Annotated in this window: 16 protein-coding genes; 9 read left to right on the top strand and 7 right to left on the bottom strand. The window is 61.3% G+C overall.

The window, feature by feature from the left end; all coding sequences use genetic code 11:
• The first annotated feature begins 88 nt into the window (after window positions 1-88).
• The 9 genes from hemA to ACYU8T_RS04865 all read left to right on the top strand — a co-directional run bounded on the left by hemA (window position 89) and on the right by ACYU8T_RS04865 (window position 11,578).
• On the top strand, window positions 89-1,309 hold the full coding sequence (gene hemA, locus ACYU8T_RS04905; RefSeq protein ID WP_461158694.1) for a 5-aminolevulinate synthase: 1,221 nt from the start codon (window positions 89-91) through the stop codon (window positions 1,307-1,309).
• Between the two features lie 50 nt (window positions 1,310-1,359).
• Window positions 1,360-2,352, top strand: coding sequence for a ligase-associated DNA damage response exonuclease (locus ACYU8T_RS04900; protein WP_461159750.1), 993 nt, complete (start codon window positions 1,360-1,362; stop codon window positions 2,350-2,352).
• 117 nt (window positions 2,353-2,469) lie between these two features.
• Window positions 2,470-4,053 carry a cisplatin damage response ATP-dependent DNA ligase gene (locus tag ACYU8T_RS04895; protein ID WP_461158693.1) on the top strand — a complete coding sequence of 528 codons (1,584 nt, stop codon included), beginning with the start codon at window positions 2,470-2,472 and terminating at the stop codon, window positions 4,051-4,053.
• Between the two features lie 105 nt (window positions 4,054-4,158).
• Window positions 4,159-4,947: a TerC family protein gene (locus tag ACYU8T_RS04890; RefSeq protein ID WP_097091506.1), complete on the top strand. Its 789-nt coding sequence runs from the start codon at window positions 4,159-4,161 to the stop codon at window positions 4,945-4,947.
• Between the two features lie 71 nt (window positions 4,948-5,018).
• The gene (locus ACYU8T_RS04885) at window positions 5,019-5,366 is read left to right on the top strand and encodes a GFA family protein (protein ID WP_461158692.1); all 348 of its coding nucleotides are present in this window, start codon (window positions 5,019-5,021) and stop codon (window positions 5,364-5,366) included.
• 116 nt (window positions 5,367-5,482) lie between these two features.
• Complete coding sequence (locus tag ACYU8T_RS04880; RefSeq protein ID WP_461158691.1) at window positions 5,483-7,483, top strand: calcium-binding protein; 2,001 nt, start codon at window positions 5,483-5,485, stop codon at window positions 7,481-7,483.
• A gap of 225 nt (window positions 7,484-7,708) precedes the next feature.
• Window positions 7,709-8,914: a saccharopine dehydrogenase family protein gene (locus ACYU8T_RS04875; protein WP_461158690.1), complete on the top strand. Its 1,206-nt coding sequence runs from the start codon at window positions 7,709-7,711 to the stop codon at window positions 8,912-8,914.
• 137 nt (window positions 8,915-9,051) lie between these two features.
• Entirely contained in the window at window positions 9,052-10,239 is a 1,188-nt protein-coding gene (locus ACYU8T_RS04870; protein ID WP_461158689.1) for a carboxynorspermidine decarboxylase, read from the top strand.
• 148 nt (window positions 10,240-10,387) lie between these two features.
• Window positions 10,388-11,578: a type III PLP-dependent enzyme gene (locus tag ACYU8T_RS04865; RefSeq protein ID WP_461158688.1), complete on the top strand. Its 1,191-nt coding sequence runs from the start codon at window positions 10,388-10,390 to the stop codon at window positions 11,576-11,578.
• A gap of 67 nt (window positions 11,579-11,645) precedes the next feature.
• On the opposite strand, the gene ACYU8T_RS04860 is transcribed toward ACYU8T_RS04865, so the two are convergent.
• From ACYU8T_RS04860 to ACYU8T_RS04830, 7 genes are read right to left on the bottom strand one after another with little or no spacing between them, the layout of a single operon-like run.
• A complete protein-coding gene (locus ACYU8T_RS04860) occupies window positions 11,646-12,860 on the bottom strand; it encodes a class I SAM-dependent RNA methyltransferase (protein ID WP_461158687.1) in 1,215 nt (404 codons plus the stop codon).
• On the bottom strand, window positions 12,857-14,248 hold the full coding sequence (locus tag ACYU8T_RS04855) for an NAD(P)H-hydrate dehydratase (RefSeq protein ID WP_461158686.1): 1,392 nt from the start codon (window positions 14,246-14,248) through the stop codon (window positions 12,857-12,859). The genes ACYU8T_RS04860 and ACYU8T_RS04855 overlap by 4 nt, the downstream gene beginning before the upstream one ends.
• A complete protein-coding gene (locus ACYU8T_RS04850) occupies window positions 14,245-14,625 on the bottom strand; it encodes a hypothetical protein (protein ID WP_461158685.1) in 381 nt (126 codons plus the stop codon). Before ACYU8T_RS04850 ends, ACYU8T_RS04855 begins: the two co-directional genes overlap by 4 nt.
• Window positions 14,612-16,333, bottom strand: a complete 1,722-nt coding sequence (gene ilvD / locus ACYU8T_RS04845; RefSeq protein ID WP_201513845.1) for a dihydroxy-acid dehydratase — start codon at window positions 16,331-16,333, stop codon at window positions 14,612-14,614. The genes ACYU8T_RS04850 and ilvD overlap by 14 nt, the downstream gene beginning before the upstream one ends.
• A 44-nt stretch (window positions 16,334-16,377) precedes the next feature.
• Window positions 16,378-17,094 carry an N-formylglutamate amidohydrolase gene (locus ACYU8T_RS04840; protein ID WP_461158684.1) on the bottom strand — a complete coding sequence of 239 codons (717 nt, stop codon included), beginning with the start codon at window positions 17,092-17,094 and terminating at the stop codon, window positions 16,378-16,380.
• Window positions 17,091-17,960, bottom strand: coding sequence for a 4-(cytidine 5'-diphospho)-2-C-methyl-D-erythritol kinase (locus tag ACYU8T_RS04835; protein ID WP_461158683.1), 870 nt, complete (start codon window positions 17,958-17,960; stop codon window positions 17,091-17,093). The genes ACYU8T_RS04840 and ACYU8T_RS04835 overlap by 4 nt, the downstream gene beginning before the upstream one ends.
• Window positions 17,947-19,578: a tetratricopeptide repeat protein gene (locus ACYU8T_RS04830; protein ID WP_461158682.1), complete on the bottom strand. Its 1,632-nt coding sequence runs from the start codon at window positions 19,576-19,578 to the stop codon at window positions 17,947-17,949. Before ACYU8T_RS04830 ends, ACYU8T_RS04835 begins: the two co-directional genes overlap by 14 nt.
• Between the last annotated feature and the right edge of the window lies 1 nt (window position 19,579).

Raw genomic sequence — 19,579 nt, 5'->3', positions numbered from 1 at the left:
CGAACGGTTATCGCTGGTAATGGAGCGACGCAGCGGGTAAACGGCCCGCAAGAGGGGAATGCGGGCCACCAAGGGACTAGGGCGTTACGTGAACTACAAGCATATCTTCGCGCAGGCGATCGACCGGCTTCACAGCGAAGGCCGTTACCGCGTGTTCATCGATATCCTGCGGAACAAGGGTGCCTTCCCTAACGCCCGCTGCTTCCACGGCCATAATGGTCCGAAGCCCATCACCGTATGGTGCTCCAACGACTATCTCGCCATGGGTCAGCACCCAAAGGTCGTCGCGGCGATGGAAGAAGCACTGCACGATGTCGGCGCAGGCTCCGGCGGCACCCGCAACATCGGCGGCAACACCCATTATCATGTCGATCTGGAAGCTGAACTCGCCAGCCTGCATGGCAAGGAAGGCGCCCTGCTCTTCACGTCCGGCTATGTGTCGAACGAAGCGGCGCTCTCTACGCTCGCCAAGCTGCTGCCCGGCTGCATTGTTTTCTCCGACGAACTGAACCACGCGTCTATGATCGCGGGCATCCGCAATTCGGGCTGCGAAAAGCGCGTCTTCCGTCACAATGACGTCGATCATCTGCGCGAACTGCTCGCCGCCGAAGATCCCGACGCTCCCAAGCTGATCGCTTTCGAAAGCGTCTATTCGATGGACGGCGACGTGGCCCCCATCGCCGAGATCTGCGATCTGGCGGACGAGTTCAATGCGCTCACCTATCTCGACGAAGTGCATGCGGTCGGCATGTATGGCGCACATGGCGGCGGCATTTCCGAACGCGATGATGTCGCGCACCGCCTGACCATCATCGAAGGCACGCTGGGCAAGGCGTTCGGCGTCATGGGCGGCTACATCGCGGCTGATCAGATGATCATCGACGTGATCCGCAGCTATGCGCCGGGCTTCATTTTCACGACGTCTCTCTCGCCCGTGCTCGTCGCTGGCGTCCTCGCCAGCGTACGCCACCTCAAGCAATCCAACGAAGAGCGGGAAGGCCAGCAGGCCGCCGCCGCCACCCTGAAGCGACTGATGAGGGAATCGGGCCTGCCGGTCATGCCGTCCGTCACGCACATCGTCCCGCTGATGGTCGGTGACCCTGTAAAGGCCAAGCGGATCAGCGACATCCTGCTCGCCGAATATGGCGCCTATGTGCAGCCCATCAACTATCCCACCGTGCCACGCGGCACCGAGCGCCTGCGTTTCACACCAGGCCCCGCACATACGGTCGAGATGATGCAGGAACTTGTCCAGGCACTGGTCGAAATCTGGGACCGGCTGGAACTGGAGCTCAAGAAGGCCGCCTGACCGGACCTCTTGCGGAACAATAGGGCCATTTCCCATCTTCTTGGATGGATATGCCCCATTGGATCGAACCCCACCCCACCGGAATCTACGTCCGCCCTGCCGACGCCTGGATCGATCCATCCCAACCCGCAGAGCGCGCGCTCGTCACCCATGGCCATGCCGATCATGCGCGCGGCGGCCATGGCCATGTCTGGGCTACCGGAGAGACGCTCGCCATCATGGCGCTTCGTTACGGCACGGCGAGCGGCACGCCCGTCGGCTATGGCGAGCAGGTTCGCATGGGCGGCGTCGACATTTCCTACATTCCGGCGGGCCATGTGCTGGGTTCGGCGCAAATCCTGCTAGAACATGCGGGCGAACGCGTGATCGTGACCGGCGACTACAAGCGCCGTCCAGACCCGACCTGCAAGCCGTTCGAGCCCGTCCCCTGCGACATCTTCGTCACCGAAGCGACGTTCGGCCTTCCCGTCTTCCGCCACCCTGACACAGGCAGCGAAATCGACCGCCTGCTCGCCGCGCTTCACGCGCACCCCGATCGCTGCGTTCTCGTCGGCGCCTATGCGCTGGGCAAGGCTCAGCGCCTGATCTGCGAGGTTCGGGCACGCGGGCATCACGATCCCATCTACATCCATGGCGCGATGGAACGCATGTGCGCGCTCTATCAGGATTTCGGCATAGACCTTGGCGAACTCCGCCCCGCGACCGGCGTGCCCGCGAAAGAGATGCGCGGCCATCTCATCGTTTCGCCACCTTCCGCCCTCAACGACCGCTGGAGCCGCCGCCTGCCCGATCCCATCACCGCCATGGCGTCAGGTTGGATGCGCGTCCGCCAACGTGCCCGGCAGAAGAACGTCGAACTGCCGCTCGTCATATCCGATCATGCTGACTGGGACGAGCTGACCGATACCATCCGCGAGGTCGCACCCACCGAAACCTGGATCACCCATGGCCGCGAGGAGGCCCTGCTGCATTGGTGCATGATCCATCAGATGCGCGCGCGAGCGCTCGAACTGGTCGGCCGCGAGGACGAGGATGAGGGATGATGATAGACGACCTTTCTCTCCCGCCGTTCGGGCTGAGCCTGTGGACGCCCTTCACCTTCTTCAAGAAAGACGAGCCCTTCGACAAGCTCCGGGCGAACGGGTGAGAGGCTTGGCTCTATGAGACAATTCTCCCAACTCCTCGACGGCCTCGTCTACACCCGATCCCGCAATGGCAAGCTGGACCTCATCGCCCGTTACATGCGCGAAGCGCCAGACCCGGATCGCGGCTGGGCGCTGGCCGCCCTCACCGGCAATCTCGACATAAAGGCCGTCAAGGCCTCCGCCATCGGAGAGATGATCCGCGCCCGCACCGATCCGGTCCTCTACGAAATGAGCCGCGACTATGTCGGCGACCTCGCCGAAACCGTCGCGCTTCTCTGGCCCAAGAGCGAGGACCAGCCCGCCGAGATAGACGACGGCTCCCTCACCCTCTCCGCCATCATCGACCGTCTGCACAGCGTCAGCCGCGCCGCAGCGCCCGCCACGCTCGCCCAGATGATGGATCATCTCGACGCATCGGGCCGCTTCGCCCTGCTCAAGCTTGCAACCGGGGGGCTGCGCGTCGGCATCTCCGCCCGCCTCGCCAAGACCGGCTTTGCCCAGGCCTTCGACCTCGACGTCGATGATGTAGAGGAATGCTGGCATGCCCTCGCGCCACCCTATACCGCCCTGTTCGATTGGGCCGAGGGCAGATCTGACCGCCCCGATCCAGCAGGCACGCCCTTCTTCCGCCCTTTCATGCTTGCTCATCCGCTTGAAGCGGATAGCATCGACCTCGCCGACTATGCCGCCGAATGGAAATGGGACGGCATCCGCATCCAGATCGTCGGCACGGGCAAGGAGACGCGCCTCTATAGCCGCGCCGGGGATGACATCACCGGCAGCTTCCCGGAGATTGCCCAAGCCTTCGCCGCCCACGCGGTCCTCGACGGCGAACTCCTCGTCAAGGGCGAGTTCCAGGGAGGCGAGGCGGCCAGCTTCAACGCCCTCCAGCAACGTCTCGGCCGCAAGGCGGTGACGGCCAAGATGATGGCCGACTATCCCGCCTTCGTTCGCCTGTACGACATACTCCTTCACGCCGACGAAGACCTGCGCGCCCTGCCATGGGCTGATCGCCGCCCCCGCCTTGAAGCCCTGCTTCCCAGCCTCGACCAGGTTCGTTTCGACATATCCGCTCTGATAGAGGCATCAGACTTCGAAGCCCTGGCCGAAATCCGCGCGGGCGCCCGGGACGCCGCGATCGAAGGCGTCATGCTGAAACGCCGCGACAGCCCCTATGTCGCCGGGCGCAAGGCCGCCCTCTGGTACAAATGGAAACGCGATCCGCTGACCGCCGATTGCGTCATGATGTATGCCCAACGCGGCCACGGCAAACGCTCATCCTTCTATTCCGACTACACCTTCGGTTGCTGGACGGAGGATGGCGAACTGCTGCCCGTCGGCAAGGCCTATAGCGGCTTCACCGATGATGAACTGAAGTGGCTGGACCGCTTCGTGCGCAACAACACCCTCAACCGCTTCGGCCCGGTGCGGGAGGTGGAGAAGTCGCTGGTCCTGGAAGTCGCCTTCGACAGCATCCACGACAGCAAGAGGCACAAGTCCGGGCTAGCCATGCGCTTCCCAAGGATCGCCCGGATCAGGCGGGACAAACCCGCTGCGGAAGCGGATACGGTCGAGGGATTGCGCAAGCTGGTAAGCTGATGGCCCGCCAGCTTTTCTTGACGAAATCTTTTTCGGCATGCAGTCCAGACTGACACACTGGACAATCGCGACGTAGCGGCTGCCCGACTGAACGAGAGGAACCCAATGGATAGCCTGATAAGCGCCTTCACCGATCCAACGGCCCTTGCCGCGCTGGTGGCTCTGGTGGTGATGGAGGTCGTGCTCGGCATCGACAATCTTGTCTTCATCTCGATACTGACGAACAAATTGCCGGAGGCGCAGCGTCCCAAGGCGCGGCGGATCGGCATCGGCCTTGCGCTCGGCATGCGGCTCGTGCTGCTTTCGATGATCGCGTGGATCGTCGGGCTTACCAAGCCTGTATTTGACTTGGGGATCAGTGGTCCCTTGGATCAGCATGGTGTCCCGACATTCGAGACGGTATTTTCCTGGCGCGATCTCATCCTCATCGCCGGGGGCCTCTTCCTGATCTGGAAGGCGACGAAGGAAATTCACCACACGGTCGATCCCGTCCATTCCGACGACATTCTCGAAAAGCAAAAGGGCGCGGCGACGCTGAGTTTCGGCAGCGCGATCGTCCAGATCATTCTCCTCGACATGATCTTTTCGCTCGACTCGATCCTTACCGCCGTGGGCATGACCGATAATCTCGCGGTGATGGTTATCGCTGTCCTCGTCGCCGTGACGGCGATGGTCCTCGCGGCCGATCCCCTTGCCAACTTCATTGCCCGCAACCCCACTGTCGTCATGTTGGCCTTGGGCTTCCTGCTGATGATCGGCGCGGTCCTCATCGCGGACGGGTTTGGCGTTCATGTGCCCAAGGGGTATATCTATGCAGCCATGGCGTTTTCGACGTTGGTTGAACTGCTGAATATCTTCGCACGCAGGGCGGAGGCGCGGAAAAACCGCGCCTGACAAGATGATAGCGCAGCAACTCTGCAAAAGCGGCTGCGCCATCCCCTACAGCCAGATTGAAAGGACGATCGATGCCCTATGCTGGAAGCTGCCACTGCGGCGCAGTCACCTTCACCGTGACCGCCGATGCGCCCACCGAAGCTATGTCCTGCAACTGTTCCCATTGCCGCCGGAAAGGCTTCCTCCTCACCTTCGTGCCCGCCGGCCAGTTCACCCTCAACAGCGGCGCGGACAATCTGACCGACTACAAATTCTACAAGCACCAGATCACCCACCGCTTCTGCGCTATCTGCGGCACGCAATCCTTTGCGGAGGGTGAATCCCCTGAAGGATCGATCCGCGCCATCAACCTGCGCTGCGTACCGGACGTCGATCTGGACACGCTCAAGATCAACAAGGTTGACGGGGCGAGTTTCTAGCGCAAGTGACCCCGAACCCTTGGCAGAGAAAGCCAAATGAATTCCCATTGACGCCGAAGCAATCTGGACCAAGGGCCCCGATCTAGCTAACCTTTGTGTTAGGGGGAGTGCTCCAAATGATTGACGTAAATGGATTTGATCGGGATTTTTATCTTACGCGCAATGCTGACGTAGCGGCAGCGGGGGTCGACCCGTATCAGCATTATCTGGCGTACGGCTGGCGCGAAGGGCGCGATCCTAATGCGCTCTTTGACTCCAAATTTTACCTTCATAACAATCCAGATGTGCTGGCAGCGGGAGTAAACCCGTTAAAACACTATATGGAGTTCGGGTGGCGTGAGCAGCGTGATCCATCTGCGGCATTCGATAGCTGGGATTATCTTGACGCGAACCGGGACGTGCTGACAGCGGGCATCAACCCATTGGTGCACTACCTCAATTATGGGCAGTACGAACATCGCGCATTAACGCTGGACCCATGGGCGGATCTGCGGGAGGGTTTTGATCGATCTTATTATTTGGCCGAAAATCCGGACGTTGCCGCTGCTGGCGTGGATCCCTACATTCATTATCACATTTATGGGAACTTGGAGGGTCGTCGTCCAAATGCGTTCTTCGACGAAGCTTTTTACCTCGTCCAAAACCCAGATGTCGCTGCGGCGCAAATCGACGCCTTTCAGCACTTTCTGAACTTTGGGTGGAGAGAGGGACGAGATCCTGCCGCTAAATTTAGCTTATCAGAGTATCGCGCAGCTACTGGGTTATCGGTCGACGAAAACCCATTGCTGCGGTACATGACCACAGATCGATCATCAAGTCTGCCGCCAGAACTCCGTTTGCCGTCCCCCCCACAAATCCTCCAAGCAAGAGGTACTCAACTTACCACAATTATTGCGGGTCAGGCAGAGTTCGACATCGATGGCTCGTTAATCCGCGTGACCGCCCCAGGCTCGCTCCTTGACGGACATGATCTAAGCGGCTTCACCGACTTTGATCTGCGTCGATCACCCGCAGACATTATCATCACCGGCTCCGGGCGGTGGCCACTTAGCATCTCCCTCGGCACAGGTGACGATCGACTGAGCGGAGCATTTGATATGGAGGGACGAATACTGAACCTGTTTGCAGGGCCCGGCAGACTTACATTAGATTTGCAGCTAGACAACGGCTCCGGTTGGATCAGCGGTGGAGCCGACGGTAGCGATGTGGTGATACACGGCAGCGCGCAATTGATCTTTGATGGCGGAGCGGCGGCAGACTTTGTTGCACTCGGAAGCGGAAACGACTCGTTGCGCGGCGGTGCAGGTATTAATCATTTGAATGGTGGAGCAGGTAATGATGTTGCGCATTGGGATGCGCAGGTTCGCGCCGATCTCTCTACGGGCCGTGCGGTCTGGCTCGGACAAGGTACTCCCTTTGAAGATAAGCTAATATCCATAGAGGGCCTCGCTGGCGGTGACTACGACGACATACTGCTGGGAGACGACGGAACCAACAACCTCTACGGTGAGGCAGGCGCAGATGTTCTTGCTGGCCGAGGAGGTGATGACAACATCTTCGGCATGGGCGGCGCCGACATCCTCATCGGTGGCCGTGGCTCTGACCGGCTGTCTGGCGATGAGGGAGACGATCTGCTGATCGATGCCGCGGATGGTTGGGGAAGCAACAACGACAATCCCGCAGCTTATGGTGGCGAGGGCAACGATCTGCTGGTCTATTTGCTTGGCAATCTAGGTCAGGAGGCCAGAAGCAATTTCATGCACGGCGGTAGCGGAGCAGACACATACATTATTGACCCCTCGAGAGGTCAATGGGGCAGTTTGGGCGTCGAGTTTAGCCAGATCGATGGGGACAAGCTAGATCTCTCAGCCTTAAGAACTCACAATGGAGATGTGCTCACACTTGATGATGTGCGCAACGCTGCGTCTATGCCGTTTTACGGGAGTACCATGATCGACCTCTCGGCTTTCGAGGACAAAGAAGGCAATGCTTTGGAGGGACGTATTGTTCTCAACGGGATCTTCACCTCCTCGGATATTCAGACGAGTGATCTAATTTTAGACGGCTCGCCTAATTGGCAGGTGGGAGTTCCTGCAGACTGGTTGCTACTGATCTGATCCTTGCGGGAGAAACTTCAAGTCGGCTATTAAGTCGAGCTATTTAGGCAGCGCTGTCATTCAGCCTCCTCCATTGATTATTTCAATATCTAAGATAATTCGCGGTCTGTGTTCTGCACGCTCAATCAAGGATGGGTGCGTAATCTCTGACTTTGCGCTGTCACGCACACTCCCTATATGGGCGCTTTCGCGCGTCGGGCGCGCTTCACTCATGGAGCAGTTGAATTGAGCAAGGTACTGGTCATTGGCGCGGGCGGCGTCGGGTCTGTCGCGGTTCACAAGATGGCGATGAACAGTGACATTTTCAGCCATATCACGCTCGCCAGCCGCCGCATCATCAGCTGCGAAAAGGTCGCCGAATCAGTGAAGGCCCGCACCGGCGTCACCATCGACGTAGCGCAGGTCGACGCCGATAATGTCGAAGAGACCATCGCCCTCATCGAAAAGGTCCAACCAAAGCTCGTCGTGAACCTCGCGTTGCCTTATCAGGACCTCGCGATCATGGACGCGTGCCTCGCGACCAAAACCGACTATCTCGACACGGCCAACTACGAACCGCGCGACACCGCGAAATTCGAATATAGCTGGCAATGGGCCTATCAGGAACGCTTCAAGGAAGCGGGCATCATGGCCCTGCTCGGCTCGGGCTTCGACCCCGGCGTCACCAGCGTCTTTGCGTCCTACATCAAGAAGCATCTGCTCGACCGCATCGACACGCTCGATATTCTCGACTGCAACGGCGGCGACCATGGCCAGCATTTCGCGACCAACTTCAATCCGGAAATCAACATCCGCGAAGTGACCGCGCCCTCCCGCCATTGGGAAGGCGGCAAGTGGGTGGAAGGCCCTGCCCTGAAGCACAAGCAGGTGTTCGACTTCGACCAGGTCGGCGAGAAGAACATGTACCTCATGTATCATGAGGAACTGGAAAGCCTCGCGAAGCACTACCCGGAAATCAAGCGCGTCCGCTTCTGGATGACTTTCGGTGACGCCTATCTCAAGCATCTCGAAGTGCTCCAGAATGTCGGCATGACGCGGATCGACCCGGTCATCTACAACGGCCAGGAAATCATCCCGCTCCAGTTCCTGAAGGCCGTACTCCCCGAACCGTCGAGCCTGGGTTCGACCACGAAGGGCAAGACCAACATCGGCGACATCGCAACCGGACAGAAGGACGGGGCGCAGAAGACCGTCTATGTCTACAATGTCTGCGACCATGAGGACGCCTATGCCGAAACCGGCAACCAGGCGGTCAGCTACACCACCGGCGTCCCCGCGATGATCGGCGCGGCACTCATGCTTACTGGCGCGTGGAAAGGTGAGGGCGTGTTCAACATCGAGCAGTTCGATCCCGATCCCTTCATGGACATGCTGAACAAGCACGGCCTGCCCTGGCAGGTAAAGGAACTGGACGCCCCGCTGGATTTTTGAGCCAAACTCCCTCACCCCTTCAGGGGAGAGGGTGCCGAGCATAGCGAAGGCGGGAGAGGGGAACTCGACCGATCTCGCCTCAATCCCCTCTCCCTCGCCCTCTCCCCTGAAGGAGGGAGGGAATTGGAGTATGCCCCATGGAAACCAAAGCCGGCGATCCGGCCGCCTTCGCCCATTTCGACCTTTACAGCGTCCCCTCGCCCGCCTTCGTGGTGGATGAGGCAGCGATCCGCCGCAATCTCGCTATCCTGCGCGACATCGGCGACCGCGCAGGGATCAAGGTGCTAGGGGCGCTCAAGGCCTTCTCCATGTGGTCGCTCGGCGGGGTCGTGGCCGAATATCTCGACGGCGTCTGCGCGTCGGGCATCTACGAAGCCCGTCTCGGGCGCGAGGAATATGCGGGCCAGGATGGCGGCAAGGAGGTCGCCACCTATTGCGCCGCCTACAAGCCCGAAGATCTCGCCGAAATCCTCAAGATTTCCGACCATGTGATCTTCAACAGCCCCGGGCAGATCGAGCGGCTCCGGCCGGTCATCGACAATGCGCGCATGAACGGTGTGAACTTCGACATTGGATTGCGCATAAACCCCCTCCACGCCGAGGGAGAAGTGCCCAAATACGACCCCTCGCAGCCGCACAGCCGCCTCGGTTTCCCGATCGATCAACTCCGACCCGAGCATCTGGATGGCGTCGACGGCCTCCACGTCCACAATCTCTGCGAACAGGACTTCCTGCCGCTCGAACGCACCTGGGCGGCCATCGAATCGCGCGTCATGCCGCATGTCGGTGGTCTAAAATGGCTGAACTTCGGCGGCGGACATCATGTCACGCGCGCCGACTATCAGATCGACGACCTGATCACCTTCCTGCAGCGTATCAAGGCGCAGACCGGGCTCGATCTGTATATTGAACCGGGTGAGGCCATGGCCCTCGACGCTGGCATCCTCATCGGGGAAATCCTCGACGTCATCGACAACGGCATGCCTGTCGCCATCACGGACATTTCGGCCACATGCCACATGCCGGACGTCATTGAGGCGCCCTACCGCCCTGCCATGCTCCATGAACGGGACGAAGGGCCGGTAACGCGACTCGGTGGTCCGTCCTGCCTGGCGGGTGACATTATCGGAGACTATCGAGTCCCAGGCGGCGCGGCTCCGGGACGGCGGATCGCCTTCCTCGACCAGGCGCACTACTCGATGGTAAAAACCAACACCTTCAACGGCGTACCGCTTCCGGGCATCTGGCTTTGGAACTCGCAGACTGGTGAACTCCAGGAAATCCGGCGTTTTTCATACCAGGACTTCAAGGCCCGTCTCTCCTGACGCACATTTCGTAGCGAGGCGCGCAACAAAATTTACGGGCGCGCTTTACAGGGGGGCACCTGCCGCATATATCGCCCTTCCGCTGCCCCATGGGACTTCCACCGCAAGGCAGCTTGTTTGCCCACGACTACACTGGAGGTCCCTTGAGTTGCACAAGCACCATAGCGCGCTGGGGGTAGCAACCGCCCTCAAACCGGCAGCACCGGTAACGCTGATCCGCCCGCAGGCTGCGGCCCGCGCCGCCCGATTCTTCTCTGAGAAGTTTCCGGGGCGCTCGCTCTATGCCGTGAAGGCCAATCCCTCGCCGGACCTGCTCCGGACCTTGTGGGACAGCGGAATTACGCATTATGACGTCGCCTCGATCGCCGAGGTTCGCCTCGTCGCGGAAACGCTGCCACAAGCGAAGCTGTGCTTCATGCATCCCGTGAAGGCCGAAGAAGCCATCGCAGAAGCATATCATGTCCATGGCGTGCGCACCTTCTCGCTCGACACGATCGACGAGCTGGAAAAGATTCTGCGCGCGACCCATGAAGCCACCGACCTTGAGCTCTGCGTTCGGCTGCGCGTCTCCTCCGAACATTCGGAACTGAGCCTTGCGTCCAAGTTCGGCGCAGAACTCGGCGAAACCCGCGAACTGCTGATGGCCACCCGCCAGGCGGCTGACGCGCTTGGCATCTGCTTCCATGTCGGTAGCCAGGCCATGAGCCCGCAAGCCTATAGCGATGCTATAGAGCGTGTTCGTGCGGCGATTGTCGATGCGGCTGTCACGGTCGATATCATCGATGTCGGCGGCGGCTTCCCGTCGGTCTATCCGGGCATGGAACCGCCAGCGCTGGAGGCCTATTTCGACGCCATCTATCGCGGTTTCGAAAGCCTGCCGATCAGCTATTCGGCGGAACTATGGTGCGAACCCGGCCGCGCATTGTCGGCGGAATATAGCTCCATCATCGTGCGGGTCGAGCGCCGTCGCGGCACGGAACTGTACATCAACGATGGCGCTTATGGCGCTCTGTTCGATGCGGCCCATGTCGGCTGGCGTTTCCCGGTCGCCCTGCTGCGCGAAGAGGACAGCGAAGCGGAAAACGCGCCTTTCTCTTTCTACGGCCCGACCTGTGACGACATGGATCATATGGCCGGTCCTTTCATGCTGCCCGACGATGTGGCGGCCGGCGATTATATCGAAATCGGCATGCTGGGCGCCTATGGTGCGGCCATGCGCACCGGCTTCAACGGCTTTACGTCGGAAGCGATCATCGAGGTTGAAGACGAGCCGATGGCGAGCCTCTACGCCGATCCGGTCCCGGCACGCCGTCGCGCAACTGTCATCAAGCTGGGCTAAAAGGCTCAAGCTCCCCTTTGGAGAGGGTGCCTGTTCCCTCGCCGCAAATATGCGGCGAGGGTTCATTTTATGGGCGGCGGAAAACAGCTGCCAGTTCGACATGGGTCGACCATCGGAACTGGCCGACCGGCTTCACCTTGTCTAGAATATAGCCGCTCGCCACAAGATGCGCAGCATCCCGCGCGAAGCTCGCCGGATTGCACGAAACATAAGCGATCACCGGCACGACCGATGCCGCTAACTGCATCACCTGCTCCCGCGCACCTGCACGCGGCGGATCGATAATCACCGCCGCGAACCGGTTCAGCTCTTCAGGCACGAGCGGCCGCCTGAACAAATCACGATGGTCAACCACCATTCGCCGCTGCGCGCGATTGGCCGCAACCTTGAGCGACAGCACCAGGTCACGCGCACCCTCCGCGGCATAAACCGGACGCTCCTTGCCCACTCCGAGAGCGAATGTGCCAAGCCCGCTAAACAGGTCCGCCACCGCGCCTCCCGGCGGCAATGCCTCGCGCACAATCTCCAACAACGCCGCTTCGCCATCCGGCGTCGCTTGAAGAAAAGCGAACGGAGGAAAGGCGACGGGCACGCCGCCGAATGTCATAGTCGCAGGCTCAGGCTCCCAGCGGGTCTGCTGGCCATCACCTTCATCGATCGTCAATCGCGCAAGGCCTTGAGCCGCTGAGAAATCCCGTAAACCCTCGTCCGCGGCGAGGCCGGAAACGCCAACATTCTCCAGCAGCAGGTCGACGCCTTGGTCGATCAGGGACATCCGGACATGTGCAGCGCGCTTGTCAGCGAGAACCAGCGGCAGCAAAGCCCGAAGCGGCTCGACCAGAGCGAAGAGGCGGGGATCGAGTATCTCGCACATCGCAAGATCGATGAGCTTGTGGCTGCCCGACTCTGCAAAACCGATGGTGATCCGCCGCCCGTCTCGAGCCGCACGCAATGATGCGCGACGCCGGGCCTTCGGCGGCGATAGGTGAGGCGGCAACAGCGATTGAGGCGCGAGCATCACCCCCTGTCCTGCCAGAGCGCCTGTGACACGCGCCGTCACGAACGCGCCCAAGCTCTCCTCGTCCACATGTTGTAGCTCGCATCCGCCACAGGCGGGGAAATGAACGCACGGAGCTTCGACATGATGAGGACCCGCCACTAAACCGCCATCGGCCGTGACCCTGTCTCCAGGCGCTGCCAGCGGTGCATGCCGCCCATCGGCGGTAACGCCATCACCCTTTGCGGCGATGCGAATTATGAGATCTTTGTCGATATCGGTCACAAGCGGGAGGCGATAGCCGCTGGCAGCTGCGCAATCAAATCATCGGCGACAAAAGCGGCTCTCGCACGCCGCGCCGCCTCTCCATGGAGCCAGACCGCCTCGCAAGCCGCGCGGAACGGATCGGCCACGACCGCCATCCGCCCCGCCGCCAATCCTGCAAGAACGTCCCCGGTCCCCGCCGTCGACAGCCAAGGAGACGCGCCAGTTGCGACAACGACGCGTCCATCCGGGGCGCCGATGACGGTGTCCGAACCTTTGAGTACAACCACCGCAGCAGATCGCCGTGCTGCTTCACGGGCCCGGTCTATCTTGCTGCCCGGCAAATCGCCAAACAAGCGGACGAATTCACCTTCATGCGGCGTCAGGATCGATGAAGGCGGAATGTCCCCGACCTCCCCCTTTCCCAACAATGTCAGAGCGTCGGCATCCAGCACCAACGGCCGTCCACATCGCAACACGGCGCTTAAGCGTTCTACGGCCTTCTGATCTCGCCCGAGGCCAGGCCCGGCCAACACCGCCGCCAGCCTCTCGTCGCTTAGTTCAGCGTCTACGCGATCGGCTTGGAGCGCCTTCACCCTAACGATCGCATCCGATCCCGAAAGCTCATCGACTGCCCCCAGGAGGCGAACCATTCCCGCACCTGATCGCACAGCCGCCTCGGCCGCGAGCAGCCCCGCACCTGCCATGCCGCCGCCAACCACCGCAACCAGACCGCGACTATATTTATGATCAGCAGCCCTCGGCGCTTCCAAATGAGGCGCAGCAAGACGGTGCGCCTGTGCGCTCGGCGCGACGCCAATGTCGGCACAGATCAGCCGCTTGAAGCTCCCGGCAGCAGGGTGCAAAACATGAGCAGGCTTCAGCGCGCCCAAAGCAATGCAGACGCCAAATTGTGGAACCGCCGACAGCAAGGCCCCGCTATCGGTCTCAACACCGCTCGGCAGGTCGATCGCATAGCTGAAGGCCGCCTGCTCCGTCAGGCACCTCAACCTATCAGCAACTGCGCTGTCCAGCCCGCGCGACAGGCCGGTTCCGAACAGGGCATCGACAATCTGCGTGGCGGGCGCTGCATCCTCCAGAGTTTCTACCGGACCGCCCCAGGACGAGCGCGCCCGTCGGGCAGACTCCGTGCGACTCTCTCCCAAGGCAGCCACTCGTACTGGCACCCCGCGCGCCCGCAACAAGCGAGCGACCACATAACCGTCACCGCCATTATTGCCAGGACCGCACAGTAGCAGAAGGTCGCGCCTGCCCCCCGCACGCCAGATTATCTCCGCAACAGCCGCACCCGCCCGCTCCATCAGCTCATATTCGGCTATGCCGCTGGCGATTACCGCCTTTTCGGCTTCCCGCATCTGCGCGGCGGTCAGGATCGGCAGATCGCTCAAGGCGCTGCTGTTCGGGAAATAGTGGCAGGTAACCGGTAACGATCGTGCCCCGCGCTGACTTCTATCTGGCCATCGCCAACGATGGCGATCTTGGCCGGTTCGGCGCCATCGGCTGAGGCGAGGCCCCGCTGATCTTCGAGGATCTGAAAACGACGAAATCCGCCGTCCGGATGACGGATCGTCAAAACCCGCCCATCCTGCTCGACCGAACAGGATCGCTCCCATTTCGCGCCAGCACCGATTGCGCAATCGGCAATGGCCTCGCGCGCTGCTGAGGGGCCTTCAAATGGGTGAGCAGCCTTGTCTCCGCCCTGGTCACACGCGGCCAGGGCGAGGCACATAAGCCCCGCCCCGGCAATCTGTTCAGATATCCGCATAGACATGGGTTTCGGTCTTCGCTCCCGGGTGCGTCACTGCCCCCTTGTAAGCCGGTCCCACATTCTGCGCATAGCGCCAGAGAGCGCCTGACTGATAATCATTCTGGCGCGGCTTCCAGTTCTTCTGCCTCTCGGCGAGGACGGATTCGGAAACCTTGAGGTCGATCGTGCCAGCTTCCGCGTCGATGGCGATGATGTCGCCATTCTCTACCAGCGCGATCGGACCACCCTCCGCAGCCTCCGGCCCAACATGCCCGATGCAGAAGCCACGCGTTGCGCCAGAGAAGCGGCCGTCCGTGATCAATGCCACCTTCTCGCCCATGCCCTGCCCGTAGAGCGCGGCCGTGGTCGACAGCATCTCGCGCATGCCGGGGCCACCCTTTGGCCCTTCATATCGGATGATGATGACCGAACCTTCAGCGATGTCCCGCGCTTCGACTGCTGCGAAGGCGTCTTCCTCACAATCGAAAACCCGCGCCGGGCCTTCAAACTGGAGGCGATGCATGCCCGCCACCTTCACGATCGCACCATTGGGAGCCAGCGAGCCTTTCAGGCCCACGACGCCGCCCGTGGGGGTGATCGGCGACTTGACGTCATAGATGACCTTCTGGTCCGGGTTCCAGCTGACTTCATCGATATTCTCGGCGATCGTCTTGCCGGTGACAGTCATGCAGTCACCATGCAGCAGGCCGTTGTCGAACAGGGTCTTCATCAGCATGTAGACACCGCCTGCCTCATACATATCCTTGGCGACATATTTGCCGCCGGGCTTCAGGTCAGCGATGTAAGGCGTCGATTTGAAGATTTGCGCCACGTCGAACAGGTCGAAATCGATGCCGCATTCATTCGCCATGGCGGGCAAGTGCAGCGCGCCGTTGGTCGACCCGCCAGTCGCCGCGACGATGCGCGCCGCATTCTCGAACGCTTCGCGGGTGCAGATATCGCGCGGACGGATGTTCTTGGCCAGCAGTTCCATGACCTGACGGCCAGCGGCAACGGCAACCTCCTCACGGCTCTTATAGGGAGCAGGCGCCATATTGCTGTTGGGGAGCGAAAGGCCGATCGCCTCGCCCACGCATGCCATCGTGTTCGCGGTGTACTGACCGCCGCATGCACCATGTCCGGGGCAGGCGACCTTTTCGAGCGCGATCACATCCTTGAGCGGACAAGCGCCCGCCGCATATTTGCCGACGACCTCGAATACATCCACGACCGTGACGTCGCGATTTTCGAACCTGCCGGGCAGGATCGACCCGCCATAGACGAAGATCGACGGCACGTTCAGGCGCAGCATCGCCATCATCATGCCCGGCAAAGACTTGTCGCATCCAGCGAAAGTGACGAGCGCGTCATAGCAGTGGCCACGCACCGAAAGCTCGACCGAATCCGCGATCACTTCACGGCTCGCCAGCGAGCTTTTCATGCCCTGATGGCCCATCGCAATGCCGTCAGTGACGGTGATGGTGTTGAACCGGCGCGGCATGCCGCCTGCCTCATTCACACCCTGACGGCAAAAATCCGCCTGCATGTCGAGCGTCGTGTTGCACGGCGCGCTGTCGTTGCCAGCCGAGGCGATACCTACGAAAGGACGGGCAATCTCTTCTTCGGTCAGGCCCATCGCATAATAATAGCTACGATGCGGAGCGCGCTCCGGACCAACCGAGACATGGCGGCTCGGCAGTTTCGACTTGTCGAACGTATGAGACATAAAACCTACCCTTCTTGCGCGCCTCCTTTCCAAAAAGGGACGAGTCACGCAAGGCTATTGCGGCATTGTAGCACGATGGGCCCGATTATGCTGGCGAAGCGGCTTTGCCCCTCCCCGCTTGTCACCAGATCCTGCCGCATTTCAATGCCGAGATAAGGGATACCGTTGGCTTCGGCGTGGCGGTTCATGGTCGCGTTCAGCAGCCGCCCCGAATAGGGCAACTGGTCGCCCACCATCAGGCCTGCCTCCTCCAGCATGGGAATGGCGATGCGAGCGGCACGATCATCTTCATTGTAGAGCACGCCTATGTCCCAGGGCCGCTCTGCCTGCGGATCACTCGCCAGTTGCGGCGTGAAACTGTGCACCGACAGAATGAAGGGCGACGTCATTCCGTCGAGCAATCGGGCGATCTGATGATGATAGGGATGATGAAAGCGCATCATCCGGTCGGAAAGATCGGCATGCCGGTTGCCGGGGATCGGATGACCGTCGCTCATGACCGGCAGCAGGCCGGGTGCGTCATCCTCGCGATTGAGGTCGATCACCAATCTGGAAACACCGCCCAATATCGCGGTGCATCCCAACTGCTTCGCCAGCATCCGGCTCACCTCCGCGGCACCGACGTCTATCGCAATGTGACTGCCCAGCAGGGCGGGATCGATACCAAGATCAATGTCGGCAGGCACATGGGCGGACGCATGATCCGCTATGATCAGCACATCAAGCGGCCCGACATCGATCTGTGTGAAAGCCTCGCTCACGCCCCGCCGATCTCCGTTTCCAATGACCACCAGCCCGGTTGCCGTGCCGCTATATGGCGCGCCGCCGCTGCTCGGCTGCCCCAAGTATCGAAAAGGGCGAAGCAGGTCGCGCCTGATCCCGACATGCGGGCCAGGCGCACCCCCGGCTGCTCCCGCAAAAGGGCAATCACATCAGCAATGACCGGCGCGGCCCCGATCGCTGCCTCTTCCAGATCGTTGCGGGCATCCACGATCAGGTCATCCAGCGTTGACGCTGTCAAAGGACCTCTATCAACCCTGTCCCACCGGCTAAACACACTGGCCGTCGATACGCCGACGCCGGGATTAACGAGCAGCATCGGAATCCCACTCAAACCGTCAATGTGGCTGGGTTCAAGCACCTCGCCCCGGCCCATGACCATCTGCGTGACACTGCTGACACAGGCAGGCACATCGGAACCCAGTTCCAGGCCGACCCGCTCCAGCTCGGCACGGGGCAATCGAGCATCCCACAAGCGATTGAGCAGTCGCAGCGCCGCCGCCGCGTCAGCCGATCCCCCACCGATGCCTGAAGCCACCGGCAGATTTTTCGTCAGCTTCAACCGCGCGCCCCGCTTCTCGCCAAGATGCTCCTGCAACTTCTTCGCCGCATTCACGACGAGATTGTCCGCGCCAGCGCCCAGGGCCGCTCCAAAAGGGCCATCCAGCGTCAGGCTGATCTCGTTGCCAACGTCCGGGCATCCGCTCAGCCGATCGCCATCCGTCGCGAAGACGAACAGACTTTCCAGCGCATGATAGCCATCGGTCCGCCGTTCCCGCACATGCAGGGCCAGATTCACCTTGGCATAGGCGGTTTCGGTCAATGTCGCAGCGTCAAGGAGCGGCATATTCCGGCCTCATCCCCAATTTGGCTTTCGCATCAAGCCGCGCCTCGACGTCTCCTTCAGCGAACACCGCCGCAGCCCTCCAGGCATAGCGCGCTTCGAAGCGCCGTCCGATGGCCCAGAGCGCATCGCCCAGATGCTCGTTGATCGTCACGTCGGCAGGGGCGCCCTCAGCAGCGCGCTCAAGCACTGGCACCGCAGCTTCCACATTTCCTGTCACGAAATGCGCCCATCCCAGAGAATCCGTTATCGACGCGTCGTCCGGCTTGAGCGCACTGGCTTTCTTGAGAAGCTCCAGCGCCGCTGGAACATTTTGCCGCCGCTCGACCTGTGCATAGCCGAGATAATTCAGCACAGCCGGTTCATTCGGTGCGATCTTCGCCGCCCGCTCCAGCACCGCACGTGCTTCTTCCCAACGTCCCGCCTGCTCAAGGGCGCTCCCCCGCATCAGCAATAATGCCCAAGGCACATTATCCGCAGCATAGCGTGTTTCGGCAGAATGAAACGCGTCCGCCGCGCCGCCAAAATCCTTTTCGCGGGCCAGCAACTGCCCAAGCCGCACGAGACGTTCGACGTCGGCGCCCGGAGCTTGAGCCAATCCGCGCGCCAGCGATATCGCAGCGCTGCTGTTATCCGATGCAGCCCAGGCATTGACCACAGCCGTCTGCCTAAGGGTCCCGAACCAGCCGCTTTCCACAACCTTGTTCAATTCCGAAACAGCTTGCTGCCCATGTCCTGCATCGGTCAGCAACTGCCCCAACACCAGCCTGCCATCCGCTCCAGCTGGATTAGCAAAGCTCCCGATGCGCGCGAGTCTGATCGCCAGCATCCGCGTGCTTTTGTCCGATGAAATGTCCGAAGCCAAACGGGCAAGAAGGCGGCCAAAGCCCTGTGCGGGGTTCAGCGCTCGCCCGATTTCGCCTCCGCTCCGTCCGTGCGCAATATCCTGCCGGGCCAGAGCATAGTCGGCCTTCCCTTCAGGAAGCAGGGCCAACGCCTCGGCTCTCGCCCTTCGGCTGGCCAGTTGCGCCGCAAAGGTCAGCCGCATCTCGCCTAGCTCTACCGTCCGCAACGCCAGCGCCCGGTTTATCGCGGGGCCAGCCGCAGCCGCATCTCCCCGCGCAAGCGCCTGAAGCGCGATATGCTCGTCGATGTAGCGCCGCCCCAGGGACGCGTAGCGATCTGCCGGATCAATCTCCGGCGGCACCGCTCGACCTTCCCCGATCGATATCCAGCTGCGGATTATCGGCGCAAGAAAGCCGAAATTGCCTTCTGCCGCTACACGGTCCGCAACTTGCCTCGCCGTCTTCCAGTCCCGGCGCACGAGCGCGTCGCCAAGGAACAGAAGCGTCCCGTCACGCGGCAGCACCCCCCGGCTGTCCAGCAACCTTGCCGACTGAAGCGCCAGCGCCATGTCCCCGCTGATCAGGCCATGCAGGTAGGACCGCCGCGCCACTGCCAAACTGCTCGCGTCTCCCGCCAGCGCGTCTCGATAGTTGATGAGCGCGACGTTCGCCTCGCCAAAACTGTCGGCCAGCCGGCCGCGGGCATAGGCATGCAGCGCGCTCGACCGATCCACCGATGCGCCAGCGGGGAAAGCCAGCAGCATCGGCGGCAACATT

Source organism: Sphingobium sp. TomMM35A, from assembly GCF_054771735.1.
Note: the sequence above shows the minus strand (reverse complement) of the source record. Positions and strands in the feature narration are given on the sequence as shown.